This window comes from uncultured Sphingomonas sp., assembly GCF_913774285.1.
In the GTDB taxonomy this organism is placed as follows: Bacteria; Pseudomonadota; Alphaproteobacteria; order Sphingomonadales; family Sphingomonadaceae; genus Sphingomonas.
Genome location: NZ_CAJYHX010000006.1, coordinates 78,345 through 95,915, shown reverse-complemented (window position 1 = coordinate 95,915; position 17,571 = coordinate 78,345). Strand labels below are relative to the sequence as shown.

Annotated in this window: 18 protein-coding genes and 1 tRNA gene; 18 read left to right on the top strand and 1 reads right to left on the bottom strand. The window is 65.0% G+C overall.

The features are described from left to right. Nucleotides 1-35: 35 nt before the first annotated feature. Nucleotides 36-1,304, bottom strand: coding sequence for a hypothetical protein (locus tag QZ670_RS02235; protein ID WP_294251515.1), 1,269 nt, complete (start codon nt 1,302-1,304; stop codon nt 36-38). A 203-nt stretch (nt 1,305-1,507) separates the two neighbouring features. On the opposite strand from QZ670_RS02235, the gene QZ670_RS02230 reads away from it, so the two are divergent. The 18 genes from QZ670_RS02230 (at nt 1,508) to QZ670_RS02145 (ending at nt 17,519) form a co-directional block, all read left to right on the top strand. Further along, nucleotides 1,508-1,583 (top strand) — tRNA-Thr (locus QZ670_RS02230). Between the two features lie 152 nt (nt 1,584-1,735). Further along, nucleotides 1,736-2,953: an integrase arm-type DNA-binding domain-containing protein gene (locus QZ670_RS02225; RefSeq protein ID WP_294251510.1), complete on the top strand. Its 1,218-nt coding sequence runs from the start codon at nt 1,736-1,738 to the stop codon at nt 2,951-2,953. 483 nt (nt 2,954-3,436) lie between these two features. After that, nucleotides 3,437-3,577, top strand: a complete 141-nt coding sequence (locus tag QZ670_RS02220) for a hypothetical protein (protein WP_294251505.1) — start codon at nt 3,437-3,439, stop codon at nt 3,575-3,577. A gap of 62 nt (nt 3,578-3,639) precedes the next feature. After that, nucleotides 3,640-4,512 carry a TorF family putative porin gene (locus tag QZ670_RS02215; RefSeq protein WP_294251502.1) on the top strand — a complete coding sequence of 291 codons (873 nt, stop codon included), beginning with the start codon at nt 3,640-3,642 and terminating at the stop codon, nt 4,510-4,512. 119 nt (nt 4,513-4,631) lie between these two features. Then, nucleotides 4,632-4,721, top strand: coding sequence for a K(+)-transporting ATPase subunit F (kdpF, locus tag QZ670_RS02210; protein ID WP_066689868.1), 90 nt, complete (start codon nt 4,632-4,634; stop codon nt 4,719-4,721). A 13-nt stretch (nt 4,722-4,734) separates the two neighbouring features. After that, complete coding sequence (kdpA, locus tag QZ670_RS02205) at nt 4,735-6,438, top strand: potassium-transporting ATPase subunit KdpA (protein ID WP_294251499.1); 1,704 nt, start codon at nt 4,735-4,737, stop codon at nt 6,436-6,438. A gap of 12 nt (nt 6,439-6,450) precedes the next feature. Beyond that, the gene (gene kdpB, locus QZ670_RS02200) at nt 6,451-8,487 is read left to right on the top strand and encodes a potassium-transporting ATPase subunit KdpB (RefSeq protein WP_294251496.1); all 2,037 of its coding nucleotides are present in this window, start codon (nt 6,451-6,453) and stop codon (nt 8,485-8,487) included. A gap of 10 nt (nt 8,488-8,497) precedes the next feature. Then, complete coding sequence (gene kdpC / locus QZ670_RS02195) at nt 8,498-9,070, top strand: potassium-transporting ATPase subunit KdpC (protein ID WP_294251494.1); 573 nt, start codon at nt 8,498-8,500, stop codon at nt 9,068-9,070. Beyond that, entirely contained in the window at nt 9,070-11,745 is a 2,676-nt protein-coding gene (locus tag QZ670_RS02190) for a sensor histidine kinase KdpD (protein WP_294251491.1), read from the top strand. Before kdpC ends, QZ670_RS02190 begins: the two co-directional genes overlap by 1 nt. Continuing rightward, complete coding sequence (locus QZ670_RS02185) at nt 11,745-12,431, top strand: response regulator transcription factor (RefSeq protein ID WP_294251489.1); 687 nt, start codon at nt 11,745-11,747, stop codon at nt 12,429-12,431. Before QZ670_RS02190 ends, QZ670_RS02185 begins: the two co-directional genes overlap by 1 nt. Before the next feature lie 118 nt (nt 12,432-12,549). Beyond that, the gene (locus tag QZ670_RS02180) at nt 12,550-12,849 is read left to right on the top strand and encodes a hypothetical protein (RefSeq protein ID WP_294251485.1); all 300 of its coding nucleotides are present in this window, start codon (nt 12,550-12,552) and stop codon (nt 12,847-12,849) included. After that, complete coding sequence (locus QZ670_RS02175) at nt 12,846-13,097, top strand: hypothetical protein (RefSeq protein WP_294251482.1); 252 nt, start codon at nt 12,846-12,848, stop codon at nt 13,095-13,097. Before QZ670_RS02180 ends, QZ670_RS02175 begins: the two co-directional genes overlap by 4 nt. Before the next feature lie 22 nt (nt 13,098-13,119). Continuing rightward, on the top strand, nt 13,120-13,485 hold the full coding sequence (locus QZ670_RS02170; RefSeq protein ID WP_294251479.1) for a hypothetical protein: 366 nt from the start codon (nt 13,120-13,122) through the stop codon (nt 13,483-13,485). A 35-nt stretch (nt 13,486-13,520) separates the two neighbouring features. Further along, nucleotides 13,521-14,489 (top strand): magnesium and cobalt transport protein CorA, encoded by a 969-nt coding sequence (locus tag QZ670_RS02165; RefSeq protein ID WP_294251477.1) that lies wholly within the window; start codon nt 13,521-13,523, stop codon nt 14,487-14,489. A gap of 60 nt (nt 14,490-14,549) precedes the next feature. After that, the gene (locus QZ670_RS02160; RefSeq protein ID WP_294251472.1) at nt 14,550-14,900 is read left to right on the top strand and encodes a hypothetical protein; all 351 of its coding nucleotides are present in this window, start codon (nt 14,550-14,552) and stop codon (nt 14,898-14,900) included. A gap of 177 nt (nt 14,901-15,077) precedes the next feature. Continuing rightward, complete coding sequence (locus QZ670_RS02155) at nt 15,078-15,422, top strand: SAM-dependent methyltransferase (RefSeq protein ID WP_294251469.1); 345 nt, start codon at nt 15,078-15,080, stop codon at nt 15,420-15,422. A gap of 275 nt (nt 15,423-15,697) precedes the next feature. Further along, nucleotides 15,698-16,930, top strand: a complete 1,233-nt coding sequence (gene lysA, locus QZ670_RS02150; RefSeq protein WP_294251466.1) for a diaminopimelate decarboxylase — start codon at nt 15,698-15,700, stop codon at nt 16,928-16,930. Between the two features lie 334 nt (nt 16,931-17,264). Beyond that, complete coding sequence (locus QZ670_RS02145) at nt 17,265-17,519, top strand: sigma factor-like helix-turn-helix DNA-binding protein (protein ID WP_294251463.1); 255 nt, start codon at nt 17,265-17,267, stop codon at nt 17,517-17,519. Nucleotides 17,520-17,571 lie beyond the last annotated feature (52 nt).

Below are 17,571 nucleotides of genomic sequence, written 5' to 3'. Positions count from 1 at the left end.
GAAAGGCGCAAAAGCGCCCTCCGCCGCGGCGAGACTCAGGCCGCCGCGCGGCGGACGGCGCGGTCGGTCAGCTGGGCGTCGTCTTCCAGCTTGGCGATGATATCGAGACCCTGCTCGCCCGCGCGGGCCAGCAGCAGCACGAATTCGGCCTGGCCCGGCGTCATCGCCACGCGGGCGAGCGGCGGCCGATGGCGAAGGGCCTCGACGGCACGGGCAAAGGCGGCCGGGCGGCGCTCGCCGGCCACCGAGGTGCGCAGCTCGCGCTCGGCAGCGACGACGCCCTTGATTCCGCCGGGCGTGATTTCGAGAAACGCGTCGAGCCCGTCCGCCGGCACTGCCAGCCGCCGGGCATGGGTGAGCACGGCGGCGAATTCGGCCAGCCGGGTCTTGTCGTAATCAGCGCCGAAAACGAGCTTGGCCACCGGCGTCATCGGCGCGCGCGCCTGGGCGGCGATTCCCGCCTCGGCGAGCAGGGCAGCATAGCCCTCCGGGTCCTTCTCGGCCGCGATCGCGAAGCCATAGGCGCGATCGAGCGCCCGGTAGAGCGCCGCGCGGCCGCGCAGCTCCGAGGCGCGGGCGGCCGCAGCCGATTCGCGCGCGAGCATCAGTTGGTCGGCGAGCGGCGAGGCGACTTCGGTGCGCGGCAGCTCGGCGGTGGCGGGCGAATCGAAGCCGGCGCTGGGACCGTCGGCCCAGACTGCCTGGGTCGGCGCGGGGTGCGGCACCGCGCGGCGCGACGCCTCGATCTCGGCATCGAGTCGCGCCTGCATCTCGGCGTCGACCACTTCCTTCCAGTTGATCACGCCGTAGATGAAGTCGATCGTTTCGGGGTTCGACGCGAAGGGCATCAGGATGCCGCGATAGAACATCTGGTGGCCGCGCTGGCCGACGAACTCGGCCTCGAATCCGATCGGCGCGCGGTTGGCGATGATCTGCAGATAATGGTCGGTGAGGCGCGACAGCAGCGAGCGGCTGGGCACTTCGCCGACATGGGCGATTGGCCCCTCGATCCCGCATTCCTCGCGCAGCGCGGTGCCGAGATAGCGGATCGCGGGGTTCTCGATCCCGGCGGTGAAATCGAGCAGCACGCTGTTCGGGCCGAAATCGGCGATATTCTCGGGATCGAGATCGTGGATCGCGGGGTAGGGGCGGCCGCGCAGCAGCGAGACCCAGTGGTTGTAGGCGCGCACGTGCATCCGCCGCTCGTCGCCGCCGATCGCCACGGGGCGTTCATCGATCGCCTCGTCCGCCACGGTCACGGGCTCGGGTTCCGTCGGACGATTGATGCCGCGAGCCATGTTCATGCGGATGCTCCACTGCGGGCAAGGGCCCGAAAACGCTGATCCGGCGCCTTGTGCAGGGTCCATGGTAAATGCTGCGTAAAAAGCGGATCAGGAAAAGCCGCGGACGCAAGAAAGTTAGCCTCGGCGTAAGGAGGTGCTTGCATGCGCTGGAATCGGCTGGTAAGCGCGCCGTCCTCCGGGCAAGCCAGCGCCCGGCACCGGGCGCCGCTTTAGCTCAGCTGGTAGAGCATCGCATTCGTAATGCGGGGGTCACAGGTTCGAGTCCTGTAAGCGGCACCAGTACATATTGAGAACATTGTAGAAAACCGCGGAAAACTGCGGTAAAATGTCTCCTGCGGGTCCCGTGGTTTCCCATTTTGTTCCACCGTGGCCCACCCGAAGTGGGCCACGAATCGGTGGGCCACGGAGATCGCAGGAAGGCGTGGCCCACCATGCTTACGAACGTCGAGATTCGCGCCCTCAAGCCGGCAGCGCGTCCGTTCAAGGTTCCGGACGGCGATGGCTTGTATCTTCTCGTCCAGCCCTCCGGGGCACTGTTGTGGCGGTTTCGCTACAAGGTGTTTGGAGTCGAGCGGAAGCTTTCGCTTGGCAGCTTCCCCGAGGTAACTCTCCAGCAGGCGCGCCACAAACGAGACGAGGCGCGCGCTGAACTCGCCGACGGCTTCGATCCGGTCGAGCAGAAGCGACAGAAGCAGCTCGAGGCGGAACTGGCAGCGAAGACCACCTTCGAGCTGGTCGCCAATGAATACATCGAGAAAATGGAGCGGGAGGGAAAATCGGCGGCCACCCTTAAGAAGGCGCGCTGGTTTCTCGAACTGCTCGGTGGAATCGCCCGCCGGCCCATCGCGGCGATCACACCGCACGAGCTGCTGGATGTCCTGAAGCGCGTTGAACGCCGCGGGCATCACGAGACGGCGGTGAGGCTGCGCTCCTTCGCAGGCCGCGTGTTTCGCTATGGCTTCGCAACCCTGCGTACCGAAAAGAACCCGGCGGACATTCTCCGAGGCGCGCTGACCGTTCCCCGTGTAAAGCACCACGCCGCGATTGTTCAGCCGAAGAAGGTCGGGGAACTGCTTCGCGCCATCGAGGACTATAAAGGCCGCCCCGAAACGCTCTACGCGCTGCGGATCGCGCCGCATGTGTTCCTGCGGCCGGGCGAGCTCCGGCAGGCGAGATGGAGCGAGATCGACTTCGCCGAGAAGGTCTGGCGCGTGCCTGCGGAGCGCATGAAGATGAAGCAGCCGCACGCTGTGCCACTTTCCCGGCAGGTCCTGTATCTGCTCCAGGATCTGCGCTGGCTTGCGCGATCCAGCGAGTTCCTTTTCCCCGCGCTGCACACGACGTTGCGTCCGATCTCCGACAACACGCTGAATGTCGCACTTCGGCGGCTGGGCTTCGAACATGACGAAATGACCAGCCACGGTTTTCGCGCCATGGCGAGCACGCTGCTCAATGAATCCGGCCTTTGGCACCCCGATGCGATCGAGCGTGCGTTGGCCCATGGCGAACGGGATCGCGTCCGAGCAGCCTATCATCGTGGCGCGCATTGGGAGGAACGCGTTCGCATGGCGCAGTGGTGGTCTGACTACCTTGATCAGCTTCGGGCTGGCGGTGCGCTAATCAAGGCGAAATTCCGAAAGCGCGGGTAGAGTTGCCCTAATCGCCTGCGATTGCAGGGAACGAATGGATTGAAAACGGATCTCAAAACAATTGCTTACCGCACTGCAGTATAATCGGGCCCCATGGGTCAGGCCCCACTCCAATTTTCGTAAATAGGGTTCTAAGCACAAGCGCGCTCGGGTTGGGCAACTACCAACGTCGGAGATGTACCACGATCGTTCGGCTGCAGGCGACAGCTGAAGACGTTCAGGGTTCTCGGCTTGCACGGCGGCCGTTGCTGAAAGCCGTCATTCGGGTCCCGAGACCCACCGGAGGCGAGTTGCGTCTACTTCCCACCATGAGATGAGCGAAGGCGGTGAGTGATTCCTTGCCTAATTTTCTCGCGGGGGCAGATTACGTCAACCGGCGTTGAGGACGCCCGATCGCAGAGATGTGCGATCAACCGGTCAATTGCCCATCGCTTTCAAAGGGTCGATTTCGGCGGAACAGGTGGCTCGTTTTCATCAAGGTACATGTTCCGTCGCGTGCGTCAGCAGGAAGCGTTCGGCCGATTTGGTAAGACCATGGCCACCGCCGCAGCGCAAAATATTCGCCAGCTATATGCGGCCTATATGCGAATCATGGCAATCGATCTCGAATTGCTACGCTCCTAGCGCCTAATCGCCCGGCATGAAGACCGCCGACTCAGCGGCGGCCAGCTCTTCTGGGGGCGAAGATGAAGAATAGTTATTGGATCTCGGCGATGGCGATGTTTGCCCTGCCGATGGCGGCCAACGCGCAGTCGACAACGGAAGATAAGCAACCCGTCGCCGCGCCGTCGGCCCCGGCGATCACTGTCAGTGGTGCCGCTACGATCGCATCCGACTATCGGTTCCGCGGCGTGTCGCAGTCCGACCAGCATATGGCGGTCCAGGCCGGCATCACCGTTGCGCACGAAAGCGGCTTCTATGTCGGCACTTGGGCATCGAACCTCGCCGGCTGGGGCACGTTCGGCGGTGCGAACATGGAACTCGACCTGATCGGCGGCTACAAGGCCAAGCTCGCCGACCATGCCACGCTCGACGTTGGGCTCACCTGGTACGTCTATCCGGGCGGTGCCGACAAGACCGACTTCGCCGAGCCCTATGCCAAGCTGAGCGGCACCGCCGGGCCCGCCTCGCTGACCGCCGGCGTCGCCTATGCGCCCAAGCAGGAAGCGCTGGGCAAGTGGTATAATGGCGGCGCGTCGGCGGCGGCGGGCACCTATGATCATCCCGGTGCGAAAGACGACAACCTCTATCTCTGGGGAGACGGTGCGCTGGCGATCGCGGGCACGCCGCTAACCGCCAAGGCGCATATCGGGCACAGCTCCGGCCAGAACGGCCTTGGCCCGAACGCCACAGCCGTCTCGCCGACCGGCGACTATTGGGACTGGTCGCTGGGTGCCGATGCGACCTGGAAGAATCTCACGCTCAACGTGAGCTACATCGGCACCGACATCTCCAACCGTGAGGCCGTCTATCTGCGGCCCAGCTTCAGCAAGGGCCAGGACGGCACCGGCAACATCGCCGGCGGCACCGCCGTGGTCTCGCTGACCGCTGCCTTCTGAAAGGGCCTAGCCGATGCAAGACCTGCTCTGGATCCTCGTTATGCTCGGGCTGGCGGCGGCGACGCTTGCCTATGCCCGGCTGTGCGACGCTGCCTGAACCCCTGGCGTGAGGTGAACGCATGACCCTCGATCTCTGGCTCGCCGCGATCACCGCGCTCGGGCTCCTCGTCTATCTGGTGGCGGTGCTGATCCGCCCCGAACGCTTCTGAAGGGAGCGGCATCATGACACTTCAGGGCTGGCTCCTGATCCTTGGCTTCGTAGCCATCCTGCTGCTGCTGACCAAGCCGGTCGGCATGTGGCTCCATGCACTTTATGAGGGGCGGCGGACGCCACTCCATCTCGCGTTCGGCCCGGTCGAACGCGGCTTCTACAAGCTCGCAGGCGTTGATCCGAATGCCGAGCAGGGGTGGCGCCGCTACGCGCTGCACATGCTGCTGTTCAACATCGCGCTGATGGCGTTCACCTACGCCGTGCTTCGGCTGCAGGGCGTGCTACCCGGCAACCCGCAAGGCCTGCCGGGACTGTCCCCCGACCTCGCTTTCAACACCGCGGTGAGCTTCACCACCAACACTAACTGGCAGAGCTATGGCGGCGAAAGCACCATGTCGAATCTTAGCCAGATGCTGGGGCTGACCATCCACAACTTCCTGTCCGCCGCGACCGGCATCGCGCTGGCGTTCGCGCTCTTCCGCGGCTTCGCGCGGCGCTCGGCGGCCACGATCGGCAATTTCTGGGCCGATGTCACCCGCGTGACACTCTACCTGTTGCTGCCGATCTGCGTCATCTACACGGTGTTCCTGATTGCGTCGGGCGTCCCGCAGACGCTGGCGGGCACGATCCACATCCAGACGATCGAGGGCGCGGCGCAGACGCTCGTCACCGGTCCGGTGGCGAGCCAGGAAGCGATCAAGATGCTCGGCACCAATGGTGGCGGCTTCTTCAACGCCAACAGCGCGCATCCGTTCGAGAATCCGACGACGCTGACCAATCTGGTCCAGATGCTGTCGATCTTCCTGATTGGTTTCGGTCTCACCTGGACGTTCGGCAAGGCCGTGGGCAACACCCGTCAGGGCTGGGCGATCCTCAGCGCGATGGTCATCCTGTTCCTTGCTGGCGTCTCGGTGACCTATTGGCAGGAAGCCGCGGGCAACCCTGTTCTCCACCAGCTCGGCGTCGCCGGCGGCAACATGGAGGGCAAGGAAGCGCGCTTCGGCATCGCTGCCAGCGCGCTGTTCTCCGTCGTCACCACCGCCGCCTCCTGCGGTGCGGTGAACGCGATGCATGACAGCTTCACCGCGCTGGGTGGCATGATTCCCATGTTCAATATGCAATTGGGCGAGGTCGTCATCGGCGGCGTCGGCGCCGGCATCTATGGCTTCCTGCTGTTCGCGATCCTCGCGGTGTTCGTCGCCGGGCTGATGGTAGGCCGCACGCCCGAATATGTCGGCAAGAAGATCGAGAGCCGCGAGGTGAAGCTCGCCGTGCTGGCGATCGCCGTGCTGCCGCTGATGATCCTCGGGCTGACGGCGCTGTCGGCAGTGCTCGCGCAGGGCCTGGCCGGGCCGCTGAACAAGGGCCCCCACGGCTTCTCGGAGATCCTTTACGCCTTCACCAGCGCGGTGGGGAACAACGGATCGGCCTTTGCCGGCCTGACGGCGAACACACCCTATTATAACGGGCTGCTCGGCTTGGCGATGTGGGGTGGCCGCTTCTTCGTCATCGTGCCGATGCTCGCCATCGCGGGCAGCCTGGCGGCGAAGAAATACACGCCCGAGAGCGCCGGTTCCTTCCCGACCACGGGGGGGCTGTGGATCGGCCTGCTCGTAGGCATCGTGCTGATCCTGGGCGGTCTCACCTTCCTGCCGAGCCTCGCGCTCGGTCCCATCGCCGATCATCTCGCGATGATCCGCGGCCAGCTGTTCTGATCGGGGGCCACCATGGCAAAAACCCAAAGCAAGAGCCTGTTCACGGCCGACCTCGTCGTGCCGGCGATCCAGGCATCGTTCCTCAAGCTCAATCCCAAGGAACTGATCCGCAACCCGGTGATGTTTGTCACCGCAACGGTGGCGGCGCTGATGACGATCCTGCTCGTCGTCGGCCACGATAACCTCAGCTTCGCCTTCAAGGCGCAGCTCGCCGTTTGGCTGTGGCTGACGGTGCTGTTTGGCACCTTCGCCGAAGCGCTGGCTGAAGGGCGCGGCAAGGCCCAGGCGGCCTCGCTGCGTGCGACTAAGGCGGAGCTTACCGCCAAGCGGCTGATCGGCGACGGCCGGACTTGGGACTCGGTGCCCGCCAGCCAGCTTAAGATCGGCGACATCGTGCTCGTCGAGACTGGCGACCTGATCCCGTCCGACGGCGAGGTCGTCACCGGCGTCGCGTCGGTCAACGAGGCGGCTATTACCGGCGAGAGCGCGCCGGTGATCCGCGAGGCGGGCGGCGACCGTTCGGCGGTGACGGCGGGCACCCGCGTCATTTCCGACGAGATTCGCGTCAAGGTGACGGTGGAGCCCGGCAAAGGCTTTCTCGACCGCATGATCGCGCTGGTCGAAGGCGCCGAGCGGCAGAAGACGCCGAACGAAGTGGCGCTGACGATCCTGCTGGTCGGGCTGACGATCATCTTCCTGATCGCCGTCGGCACCATCCCGGGCTTCGCTTCCTACGCGGGCGGCAGCATTCCGATCGCGATCCTCGCGGCGCTGCTGATCACGCTGATCCCGACCACTATCGCGGCGCTGCTCTCCGCGATCGGCATTGCCGGCATGGACCGTCTCGTTCGCTTCAACGTGCTCGCCAAGTCGGGCCGCGCGGTGGAAGCCGCCGGTGACGTCGACGTGCTGCTGCTCGACAAGACCGGGACCATCACCGTAGGCGACCGCGCGGCCAGCGAGTTCCGCGCGGTCGGCGGCACCAGCGCGGCGGAGCTGGCCGAGGCGGCGCTGCTCGCCAGCCTGGCGGACGAGACCCCGGAAGGGCGCTCGATCGTGGTGCTCGCCCGCGAACGCTTCGGCGTGCGCACGGCCACGCTCCCCGAGGGCGCCGAGGTGATCCCGTTCACCGCGCAGACCCGCATCTCCGGCGTGCGCGCCGGCGCGGACCTGATCCAGAAGGGCGCCGTCGACTCGATCCTCAAGGCCAATCCCGGCCTGGGCGAGACGGCGGCCGCGACCGAACTGCGCCGGGCGACCGACGAGATCGCGCGCGCCGGCGGCACCCCGCTGGCGGTGGCCAAGAATGGCCGGCTGCTGGGCGCGATTTTCCTCAAGGACGTGGTCAAGGCGGGCATTCGCGAGCGTTTCGGCGAATTGCGGACGATGGGCATCCGCACGGTGATGATCACCGGCGACAACCCCCTGACCGCCGCCGCCATCGCTGCTGAGGCGGGGGTTGACGACTTCCTTGCCCAGGCGACGCCGGAGGACAAGCTGGCGCTGATCCGCAAGGAGCAGACCGGCGGCAAGCTTGTCGCGATGTGCGGCGACGGCACCAACGACGCACCCGCGCTGGCGCAGGCAGATGTCGGCGTGGCGATGAACACCGGGACCCAGGCGGCGCGCGAGGCCGGCAACATGGTCGATCTCGACAGCGATCCTACCAAGCTGATCGAGGTGGTGGGTCTGGGCAAGCAGCTGCTGATGACCCGCGGGGCGCTGACGACCTTCTCGGTCGCGAACGACGTCGCCAAATATTTCGCGATCATTCCGGCGATGTTCGTCGCGCTCTATCCGGGGCTGTCGGTGCTCAATGTGATGCGCCTCGGCTCGCCCGAATCGGCGATCCTCAGCGCGATTATCTTCAACGCGCTGATCATCCCGCTGCTGGTGCCGCTTGCGCTGAAGGGCGTGACCTACAAGCCAATGGGCGCGGGGCCGCTGCTTGCCCGCAACCTGGCCATCTATGGCCTGGGAGGACTTGTCGCGCCGTTTATCGGTATCAAGATCATCGACCTCGTGGTCGGCGGGCTCGGGCTCGCGTAAGGAGTACGACATGGGCAAGGACTTCACTTCCGCATTGCGACCGGCGATCGTCATGACGATCCTGTTCGCCGCGCTCCTCGGGCTGGCGTATCCGCTGGCGATGACAGGGATCGGCCAGGCCATCTTCCCGGCGCAGGCGAACGGCAGCCTCCTCCGCGACAATGCCGGCCGTGTCATCGGTTCGGCGGTCGTCGGCCAGTCGTTCACCAGCGAGCGCTATTTCCAGACCCGTCCGTCGGCTGCCGGCAAGGGCTATGACGGCCTCGCGTCCTCGGGCTCAAACCTGGGCCCTGCGGCACAAGCGCTGGTCGATCGGGTCAAGCCTGATATCGCCAAGCGGCGCGCCGAAGGTGTGACCGGCCCCGTGCCGGCCGACCTCGTGACGGCCAGCGGCTCGGGCCTCGACCCCGACCTTTCGCCCGCCTCGGCGCTGGCCCAGGCACCACGCGTCGCCCGCGTCCGCAATCTTCCGGTCGATCGGGTGCGTGCACTGGTTACCCAGCATGTCGAGAGCTCGATCCTGGGTGAACCCACGGTCAACGTCCTCGCCCTCAATCGCGCGCTGGACGCCCTGTCGCGCTGATGGGCGTATCCGGAGACGGCCGGCCGGATCCCGACGCCCTCCTGCGCGCCGCCGCGCAGGAGGGTCGGGGACGGCTCAAGATCTTTCTCGGCGCGGCCCCCGGCGTCGGCAAGACCTATGAGATGCTGTCCGAGGGCGCGGCCAAGAAGCGTGACGGCGTCGACGTGGTGGTGGCCGTCGTCGAGACACACGGCCGCGTCGAAACCGAGGCGCTCACCCGGGGGCACGAGATCGTCCCGCGCCGCGCGGTGCCGTACGAGGGCCGCACGCTCCACGAAATGGACCTCGACGCGGTGCTCGCCCGGGCCCCGCAGCTGGTGCTGGTCGACGAGCTTGCGCATACCAACGCGCCGGGCAGTCGCCATTCCAAGCGCTACCAAGATGTCGAGGAACTGCTCGCCGCCGGCATCGACGTCTATTCCACAATCAACATCCAGCACGTCGAGAGCCTCAACGACGTCGTCGCCAGCTTCACCCGGGTCCGCGTTCGCGAGACCGTGCCGGACAGCATCCTGGAGCAAGCCGAGATTGAGGTGGTCGATATCCCGCCGGACGAGCTGATCGACCGGCTGAAGGCCGGCAAGGTCTATCTGCCGCAGGAAGCGACCCGCGCGCTAGGCCATTTCTTCTCCAAATCCAATCTCTCGGCGCTGCGCGAACTCGCTCTCCGCCGCGCGGCGCAGGCGGTCGACGCGCAGATGCTCGAGCATGTTCGCGCAATGGGTGTCGGCGGCACCTGGGCAGGCAGCGACCGCATCGTCGTCGCCGTTTCAGAACTGCCCGGCGCCGATGGCCTGGTTCGGGTCGCCAAGCGGGTGGCCGACGCACTGAAGGCGCCATGGACCGCGCTCTTCATCGAGACGCCCCGCACGCAACATTTCACAGATGCGCAGCACCAGCGCGTGGCGGCAACCATGACGCTGGCGACACAACTGGGCGGCGCGATCGCGACGGTGCCGGCGCCGTCCGTCACCGAGGGCATCCAAACCTTCCTCGCAGATGCCCGCGCGACACAACTCGTTCTCGGCAAGTCGAAGCGCTCGCGCTGGTTCGAGCTGCGGCACGGGTCGGTCGTCGATCGGCTAGTGCGCGCGACGCCGGGGGTCACCGTGCACGTGGTGCCGATCGAAGACGGCGCAGAAGCAGCGGCGTCTGCCCGTCCTCGGGGACGTGGGTGGGGTACCCCGACGGGATATTTCGCGAGCCTGCTGAGCGTTGCGGCCGTCACCGCCTTGGCGAGCGGATTGTTCCATATCCTCAACCTCGGCAATGTCGCGTTGCTCTATCTGCTGCCGGTGATGGCTGCGGCGAGCCTGTACGGCCTGCGGACGGGACTCTTCGCCGGCGTTCTCTCCAGCCTCGCGTATAATTTTTTCTTTCTGCCGCCGACCGGCACCCTGACCGTCAACAATCCCGAAAACGTGGTCTCGATCTTCGTGCTACTTGGTGTGGCAATCGCGACCAGCCAGCTCACGTCGCGGGTGCGCGCGCAGGCGGATCTCGCAGCCGCCAGCGCGCGGACCAACGCCACGCTCGCCGGCTTTCTGCGCCAGATCACGAGTATCAACGATCCGGCTCAAGCTAGCCAGATGATCTGTGACGACGTGAAGCGCCTGTTCGGCGTGCAGGTAGTGCTGCTCGTCCCCGCGGCCGGCGGCGGGCTCGAAGTGCAGGCGGCGACCGACCCCGATTACCGTCTCGATACAATGGATCAGGCGGCGGCGAGCTGGGCGTTCGACAGCGGCGTTAGTGCCGGCAAAGGTTCCGGAACCCTCGCCGCGTCGGAGTGGCTGTTCCAACCCTTGAAAGCCGGAGGCCGCGTACTGGGCGTGCTTGGTGTCTCGCGCGATGCTGGCGGCGACCCGATTCGCGCCGACCAATTGCCGCTTCTTGCCAGCTTGATCGATCAGTCCGCCTTGGTGCTCGAGCGCCTACGCCTGGAAGCCGATATGCGCGACGTTGATGCCGTTCGCACGCGGGATCGGCTACGCGCGGCACTGCTATCCTCGGTGAGCCATGACCTTCGTACGCCACTGACTGCCGTCATCGCTGCTGCGAACGAACTGGAGCATGGCGCCACGCCCGAGCTGATCGGCACGATCAAGTCGGAGTCGGCACGATTAAACCGGTTCATCGCCAATCTGCTCGACATGGCGCGGGTCGAAGCCGGAGCGCTCAGGCTGAACATCGAAGCGGTCGATCTCTGCGATGCCGTAACGGGGGGCGCGCACGATGCCAGGCGCGCCTTGGAAGGTCATTCCGTGCGACTGGATGTGCCGCCCGATCTGCCGCTGGTGCGGGCTGATCCGCAGCTTCTGCACCACTGTCTCCTGAATCTGCTGGACAATGCTGGCCGATACGGGGAGCCGGGAACGGAAATCGTCATCCGGGGGCGGCATCAATATGGACAGATAGAGCTCGCAGTGCTCGATAAGGGGCCCGGACTGCCCCCAGGCCGAGAAACGGAGGTGTTTGAAACCTTCCGACGCCTCGAAGGCTCCGATCGAGCGATCGGCGGCACCGGGCTGGGTCTCGCCATCGTCAAGGCGTTCGCGGAAGCGATGGACATGGGCGTCGAGGCCCATAACCGCTCCGACGGAACGGGTGCCGCTTTCGCGCTCCTCTTTCCTTCCTCCCTCATCGTGCGCGACACCGCGCGGGAAAGTAATCCCTAATGCCTGCCAAGATCCTCGTAGTGGACGACGAAGTCGCCATTCGCCGACTGTTGCGCAACACGCTCACGCGGGCCGGCTATGCCGTGGTGGAAGCGCACGACGCTCGTGAGGCGCTGCGCCAGGCTGCAATCGAGCACCCGAGTGCCGTGCTGCTCGACCTCGGGCTCCCCGATCGTGATGGGCTGGGACTTATCCCGCTGCTGCGTGCGAATGGCGACGCCGTCGTGGTCGTCGTTTCGGCCCGCGACGCGGTAGACGAAAAAGTAACCGCGCTCGACCTGGGGGCGGACGACTTCGTCTCCAAGCCGTTCGACACCGAGGAGCTTCTGGCGCGACTTCGGGTCGCGCTGCGCCATCAGGGCCTGTCCGAGTCGACTCCGAAGGTCGTCAAGCGCGGCGACCTGACCATCGATCTCGACCGGCGGATCGTTTGCCGCGGTGACGAGGAACTGCACCTGACCCGTAAGGAGCACGACGTCCTGGCGGTACTCGCGCGGCACATCGGCAGGGTCGTGACCCATGATCGTGTGCTCGCAGCGGCCTGGGGTGGGGACGAGGAGCCGAGGGTCGAATATCTGCGCATCGTCATCCGCAACCTGCGCCAGAAATTGGAAGCGCCTGGTCCGATCGGCAGCGTCATCTCCAATGAACTGGGCGTCGGCTACCGTCTGAAGGCGGACGGTTGATCGCTTCATCAAAAAATCTCGTGTCGCGCTATGCCGGCTATACGCAAATAGCGGCTTTCACTCTCGAATTGCTACGCCCGTCCCGATAGCTGAGCTGCGACATTTGAAAGGATGTGGCATGGCGGCGTGGCATCGGTCGCGCAGGGCGGATCTTGGTCTGCGTGCGTTGGGTTTGGGATTTTGCGCGATGGCATATCTCGCCATCGCCCGCCTGGTTGCGCTCTCGCATCCACAACAGGCGGCCAGCGCGTTAGGCATCGCGCTGGCCGCGATCGGCGTCGTCTGTGGCATCGTCGGCAGCGCGCTGACGATGCTGGGAAAGCACTTGTTCGACGACGTTCAAGTGAGCACGCGTTGGCAACACCGCAGTATTCACGATCCGTATGCCCGCGCGCGGTGGCTTGAGGGCGAGCAGTGAGCGACCCCATCGCCCCGCCGATGCTAGTAATTGGACGCGGCCTCGACGGAGCCTGGACGGTCAGCGAAGCCGCCGGCGCGCTACTCGGCCGCTTCAAGAGCAACGCATCCGCTGCACATTTCGCACGCCGCCAGCAAAGGCTGCAACCATCCACGTCGATCGCCAATGCCCCAGCGCCGCGGCCGCGGCTGCACGGCCGGCTATCGGTTGCAACGACGCCTGCCCGCAAAGACCGGGACGATGCGTAAAGAGCGGCATAGGCTTATCGGCGTGCTGCTGATCCTCGCTTCGTGCGGCACCACCCTCGCCCATCGCGCGATCTGGACTGCCGCGCGGCACGGACCGGCACAAGCCGCAGAGATGGGCCTAGCGCTGACGAGCTTCGTGCTCGCGAGCCTGGGCATGCTGTTGATTATCCACGGCGGGAAATTGTCCGGCGGAGGAGGGGCAGGCGCCAAACCGCTCGGCCGTCGTCGCGGACGTGATATGCTCCTCTTCTTCCAAGAGCCCGTACGCCCCGGCACCGCCATCCTGGATACAAGAGACGGCGTCGCGGGGCTGCAGGCATATTGCGCCATCCATGCCGCACGGCATCGCCTGCGAATCGTCCCCCTGTCGGTCGACCGGACCCGCTGATCGGCCGTCAGGCAGAAAAAGACAGAGGATGGGCCATGCCCGTTATCGCCGCGTATCTATACCGACACGGCCGCCGTGTACGTGCCATCGCCATTGGCGAGCGAGTTGACTGCCCCAACGATCGCTCTGAGTTCGTCTGGATTGGATTATCTGATCCATGCGCCAAAGAGGTGGAGGCACTTCAGGCGCTGTACGGCCTGCATCCGCTGGCGGTCGAAGACGCGCTCAAGGACGGCCAACTTCCCAAGGTCGATGTCTATGGCGACCAGCTCTTCGTCATCGGCCGGACCGCGCATCTTTGTGACGGGCATATCGTGTACGGACAGACCGCGGTTTTCCTCGGCCACAGCCACATCATCACCGTGCGCCAAGGATCGACCAGATCACACCGGCCCTTGCGCGAACAGCTGGAAGCTTCGCCGGACCTGCTCGGCCAGGGCGCCGATTACGTCCTCCATGCCGTGCTGGATTTCATCGTCGACGGATATTTGCCACTGGTGACAGCGGTAGAGGAGGAAGTGGCGGGGATGGAGCAGCGTACGATCGACACGTTCCTCGGCCGCACCGAGATTGCGCGGATCTTCACGCTGCGGCGAGAGCTGATGCGCTTCGATCGCATCCTGGTTCCGATGGGAGAGGTCGCACGCAAGCTCGCGCGTCACGACTTGCCCTGCGTGGACGGCGAGGCGCGGCACTATTTCAGCGACGTCCTCGATCATGTGCGTCGGGTCGAGGCCATGGCTAGCGGGCTCCGCGAGGTGCTCACCTCCGTGTTCGAGTTCAGTAACCTGATGGAGCAGCAGCGTACCGGCGCGATCACCCGACAGCTTGCCGCATGGGCTGCTATCCTCGCGGTGCCCACGGCGATTGCCGGCATCTACGGTATGAACTTCGACCATATGCCGGAGCTGCACAGCCGCTTCGGCTACCCAGCTATATTGGCGATCATAGGCACGGTCTGTGGCATTCTCTTCTGGCGCTTCAAGCGTTTCGGTTGGTTGTAACGCCGAAAGAGCGATATGCGGCGGGATGATCCTCGCCACTATGGTAGCGCTATGAAGATAGTGCGGATCGATCTCGAAACCCTATACGAGCCTCCGTACATCGATGTTCGAGCAGCAAAGCTCGATCATTGGAGGCACTTCGACATCATGTCGGCTGATACCAAATCGGAGCCCGACCCAAAGGGCCGCATTATCTTCGTCGGTCAGGATAGGGCCGGCCATTGGCTGGTCCAGGACAATAGGCAGACCCTGGAGGGTCGCTTCATCTCACGCGGCGCGGCGATGCACTTCGCACAGGCAGAGCGTGAGATCTACGGCGCGGCGCTGGAAATGGCGACAGCGCCCTTGACGCCGTTGGTCCCGTTCGAGCCGGCACGGCAGGACGAATGTGTCCTGCCCCGTGCCGCCTGACCGGAGGAAAGTGCCATGCAAGCAAAGCACATCCCACCCATTACCCTCCCCACGCCACAGCGGGGACACAGGACGTCGACCCCAGGCGCTTGGACCGCAGCGCACGACACGCGCTGGCCGCAATTGGCCGCAAGACTGCTTTCGCTCAAACACGCGTGCCGCAGGTCGGTTCGCATCGTGGATGTCGATTGCGGCGCTGGCGGGCTGCTGCTCCATGCGGTTGCCCATGCGCGGGCGCTGGGCTTCCTCGCCATCGAGGGGCGCGGGATCGACGCGTCGCCCGCGCTGATCGGCCGGGCCCGTGCCGCCGCGGCGCGCTTGAGCGATCCCGCGATCGGCATGACGTTCGAGGTAGGGGAGATGCTCGCCGCACTGCGCGAGGAGCAGCCGTTCCCGGCCGATATCGTGCTCTGGCCTTCGTCGGCCCCGGCGGCGCTGTACGAGACAGCGCATTGCTTGCTGCTCGAAGCGGCGGACTTCGTCGTGCGTGGCCACGAACCTTCTTGGCGTGCCGCGGCATGACGGGGCGGGACCTTGTCTGGCGCACTGCCGGTGCGTGCCTGTTCGTCGGCGGCTGTGCCGCGTCCACGATCGCCCGTGACGGCTCGCCTTGGGTGGTGCTGGATTTCCTCGTCGCAATCCTTGGGATCGTCCTCGTGCTGAACGGCAAGCGCGTTGCCGTGGCGATACGCGCGGAACGCCGAGGCCATTGCAATACTGCCGCTGCGATACATGCCGCGCGAGTCCGTCGCCGGCACCGCAGTGGCGAACCTCGCGACTTTTGACAGAGAAGAGCCATGTCTTTCTTTGAACATCGTGACGGCGTGCTGCACGCCGAGGGAGTGCCGCTGCCCGCCATTGCCGACGCGGTCGGCACGCCGGTGCACATCTATTCGGCTGCAGCGCTGCGGCATGCGGCGGACAGCTTCACCGCGGCCCTGTCGATCCTGCCGCGGGTTCGCGTGGCGTTCGCCGTCAAGTGCAATCCAAACACCGCGGTACTTCGCGTACTTGCGGATCGTGGTTTCGGCGCGGACATCGTATCTGTCGGCGAGATGCGCCGCGCAATCGCCGCAGGGATCGCACCTGAAAAGATCGTGTTTTCCGGTGTTGGTAAAACCGACCGTGAGCTGGAGGAGGCGCTGGACGCGGGCGTCGGCCAGTTCAACCTTGAACTGGAGGAGGAGGGCGAAGTCCTGGCTGGGCTCGCGTGGGATAGGGGTCGCACTGCGACCGCGGTCCTGCGCGTCAATCCGGACGTGGATGGCGGCACGCATGCCAAGATTTCGACGGGGAAACGCGAAAACAAGTTCGGGGTGCAGATCGACGAGGCTGTCGGCATCTACGATCGGCTTTCTCAGTTGAAGGGTCTGAACTTGACAGGTGTGGCGCTCCACATCGGAAGTCAGCTATGTGACCTGGGCCCCCTTGAGACCGCGTATCGACGGGTCGGTGCGCTCGTCGATACATTACGGACGCGTGGGCATGCGGTCACGCGGGTGGATCTGGGGGGCGGACTGGGTATCGCGTACCGATCGGAGGACGCGGTGCCGACGCTTGATGCATATGCTGCGATGGTTCGGCAGGTCGCAAACGGCTGGGATGTAGAGCTCATCTTCGAACCTGGGCGTGTTATCGCGGGTCTGGCGGGCGTGCTGCTAACGCGGGTGACGTGGGTGAAGCCAAGCGCTGCCCATCCCTTCGTTATCGTGGATGCGGCGATGAATGATCTGGCCCGGCCCGCGCTATATGGCGCGTATCACCGCTTTGAAGCGGTGCAGTCCTCGCGGCAACGCATGACGGCGAACATCGTCGGGCCGATATGCGAGACGGGCGACACCTTTGCGTCGGCGCGAGAAATTGACGTGGTTCATCGCGGGGATCTGGCCGTCTTCCACGGCACAGGCGCCTATGGAGCTGCGATGGCGTCAAGCTACAATTGTCGTGCGCTCAGTCCGCAGATCATGGTCGACGGGGATATGTTCGAAGTGGTGGCGGATCGGCTTATGCCTGCGGAGCTTGCCGCCTAATCGGAGTAATTCGGGATAATCTATAGCGTCTGTAACACCGCATTCCGTCTGGTCGCTTCCGACCCTCCTTGCGTAGCGCGCGCGAAATTCAAAGTCTGCAGACTGTCAGAAGGGCGCAGGTCCGCATGGGAAACGCGACTCAGTTCAGTACGTTCATGTCCGATTTTGCATTGTTCCACCCAAGAGCTGGCGCCCTTTGCGCCAGCTCTGCTCATTCGTCTGCCATTAAGATCAAATGGGAATGTCCGGTTTTGACTGAAGCCGTCTTTCAGATACGGTGCGGGAAATAGCTGGAAAGTCCCAGGCTTCGTCATTCCACACTTTGCCGTCGGATATGGTCGCCGCGGCGGGCATGTCCTATGAGGAAGTCGCCGAGGTTACCGGCGTGATGCTGGGCACGGTCAAAAGCCGCGTGTCGCGGGCGCGTGCTGCGCTCGAGACGCTGATGACCGAAGGCGTCCTCAACACCAAGCGCCAGGATTTCGCATGCGCCGAGGGTGCGGTGGTCAGTTTGCTGTCGTCGCTGAGCGCCATTCAGGCGCGCTCTGCTCCCACGCCACGCCCGGAACCGCTTCCGATCGCGGCCTGACCGAGCGCCGTGGCTCTCCACGTCCCCGAGTAGGGCGCGGTCTCTTCGGTCG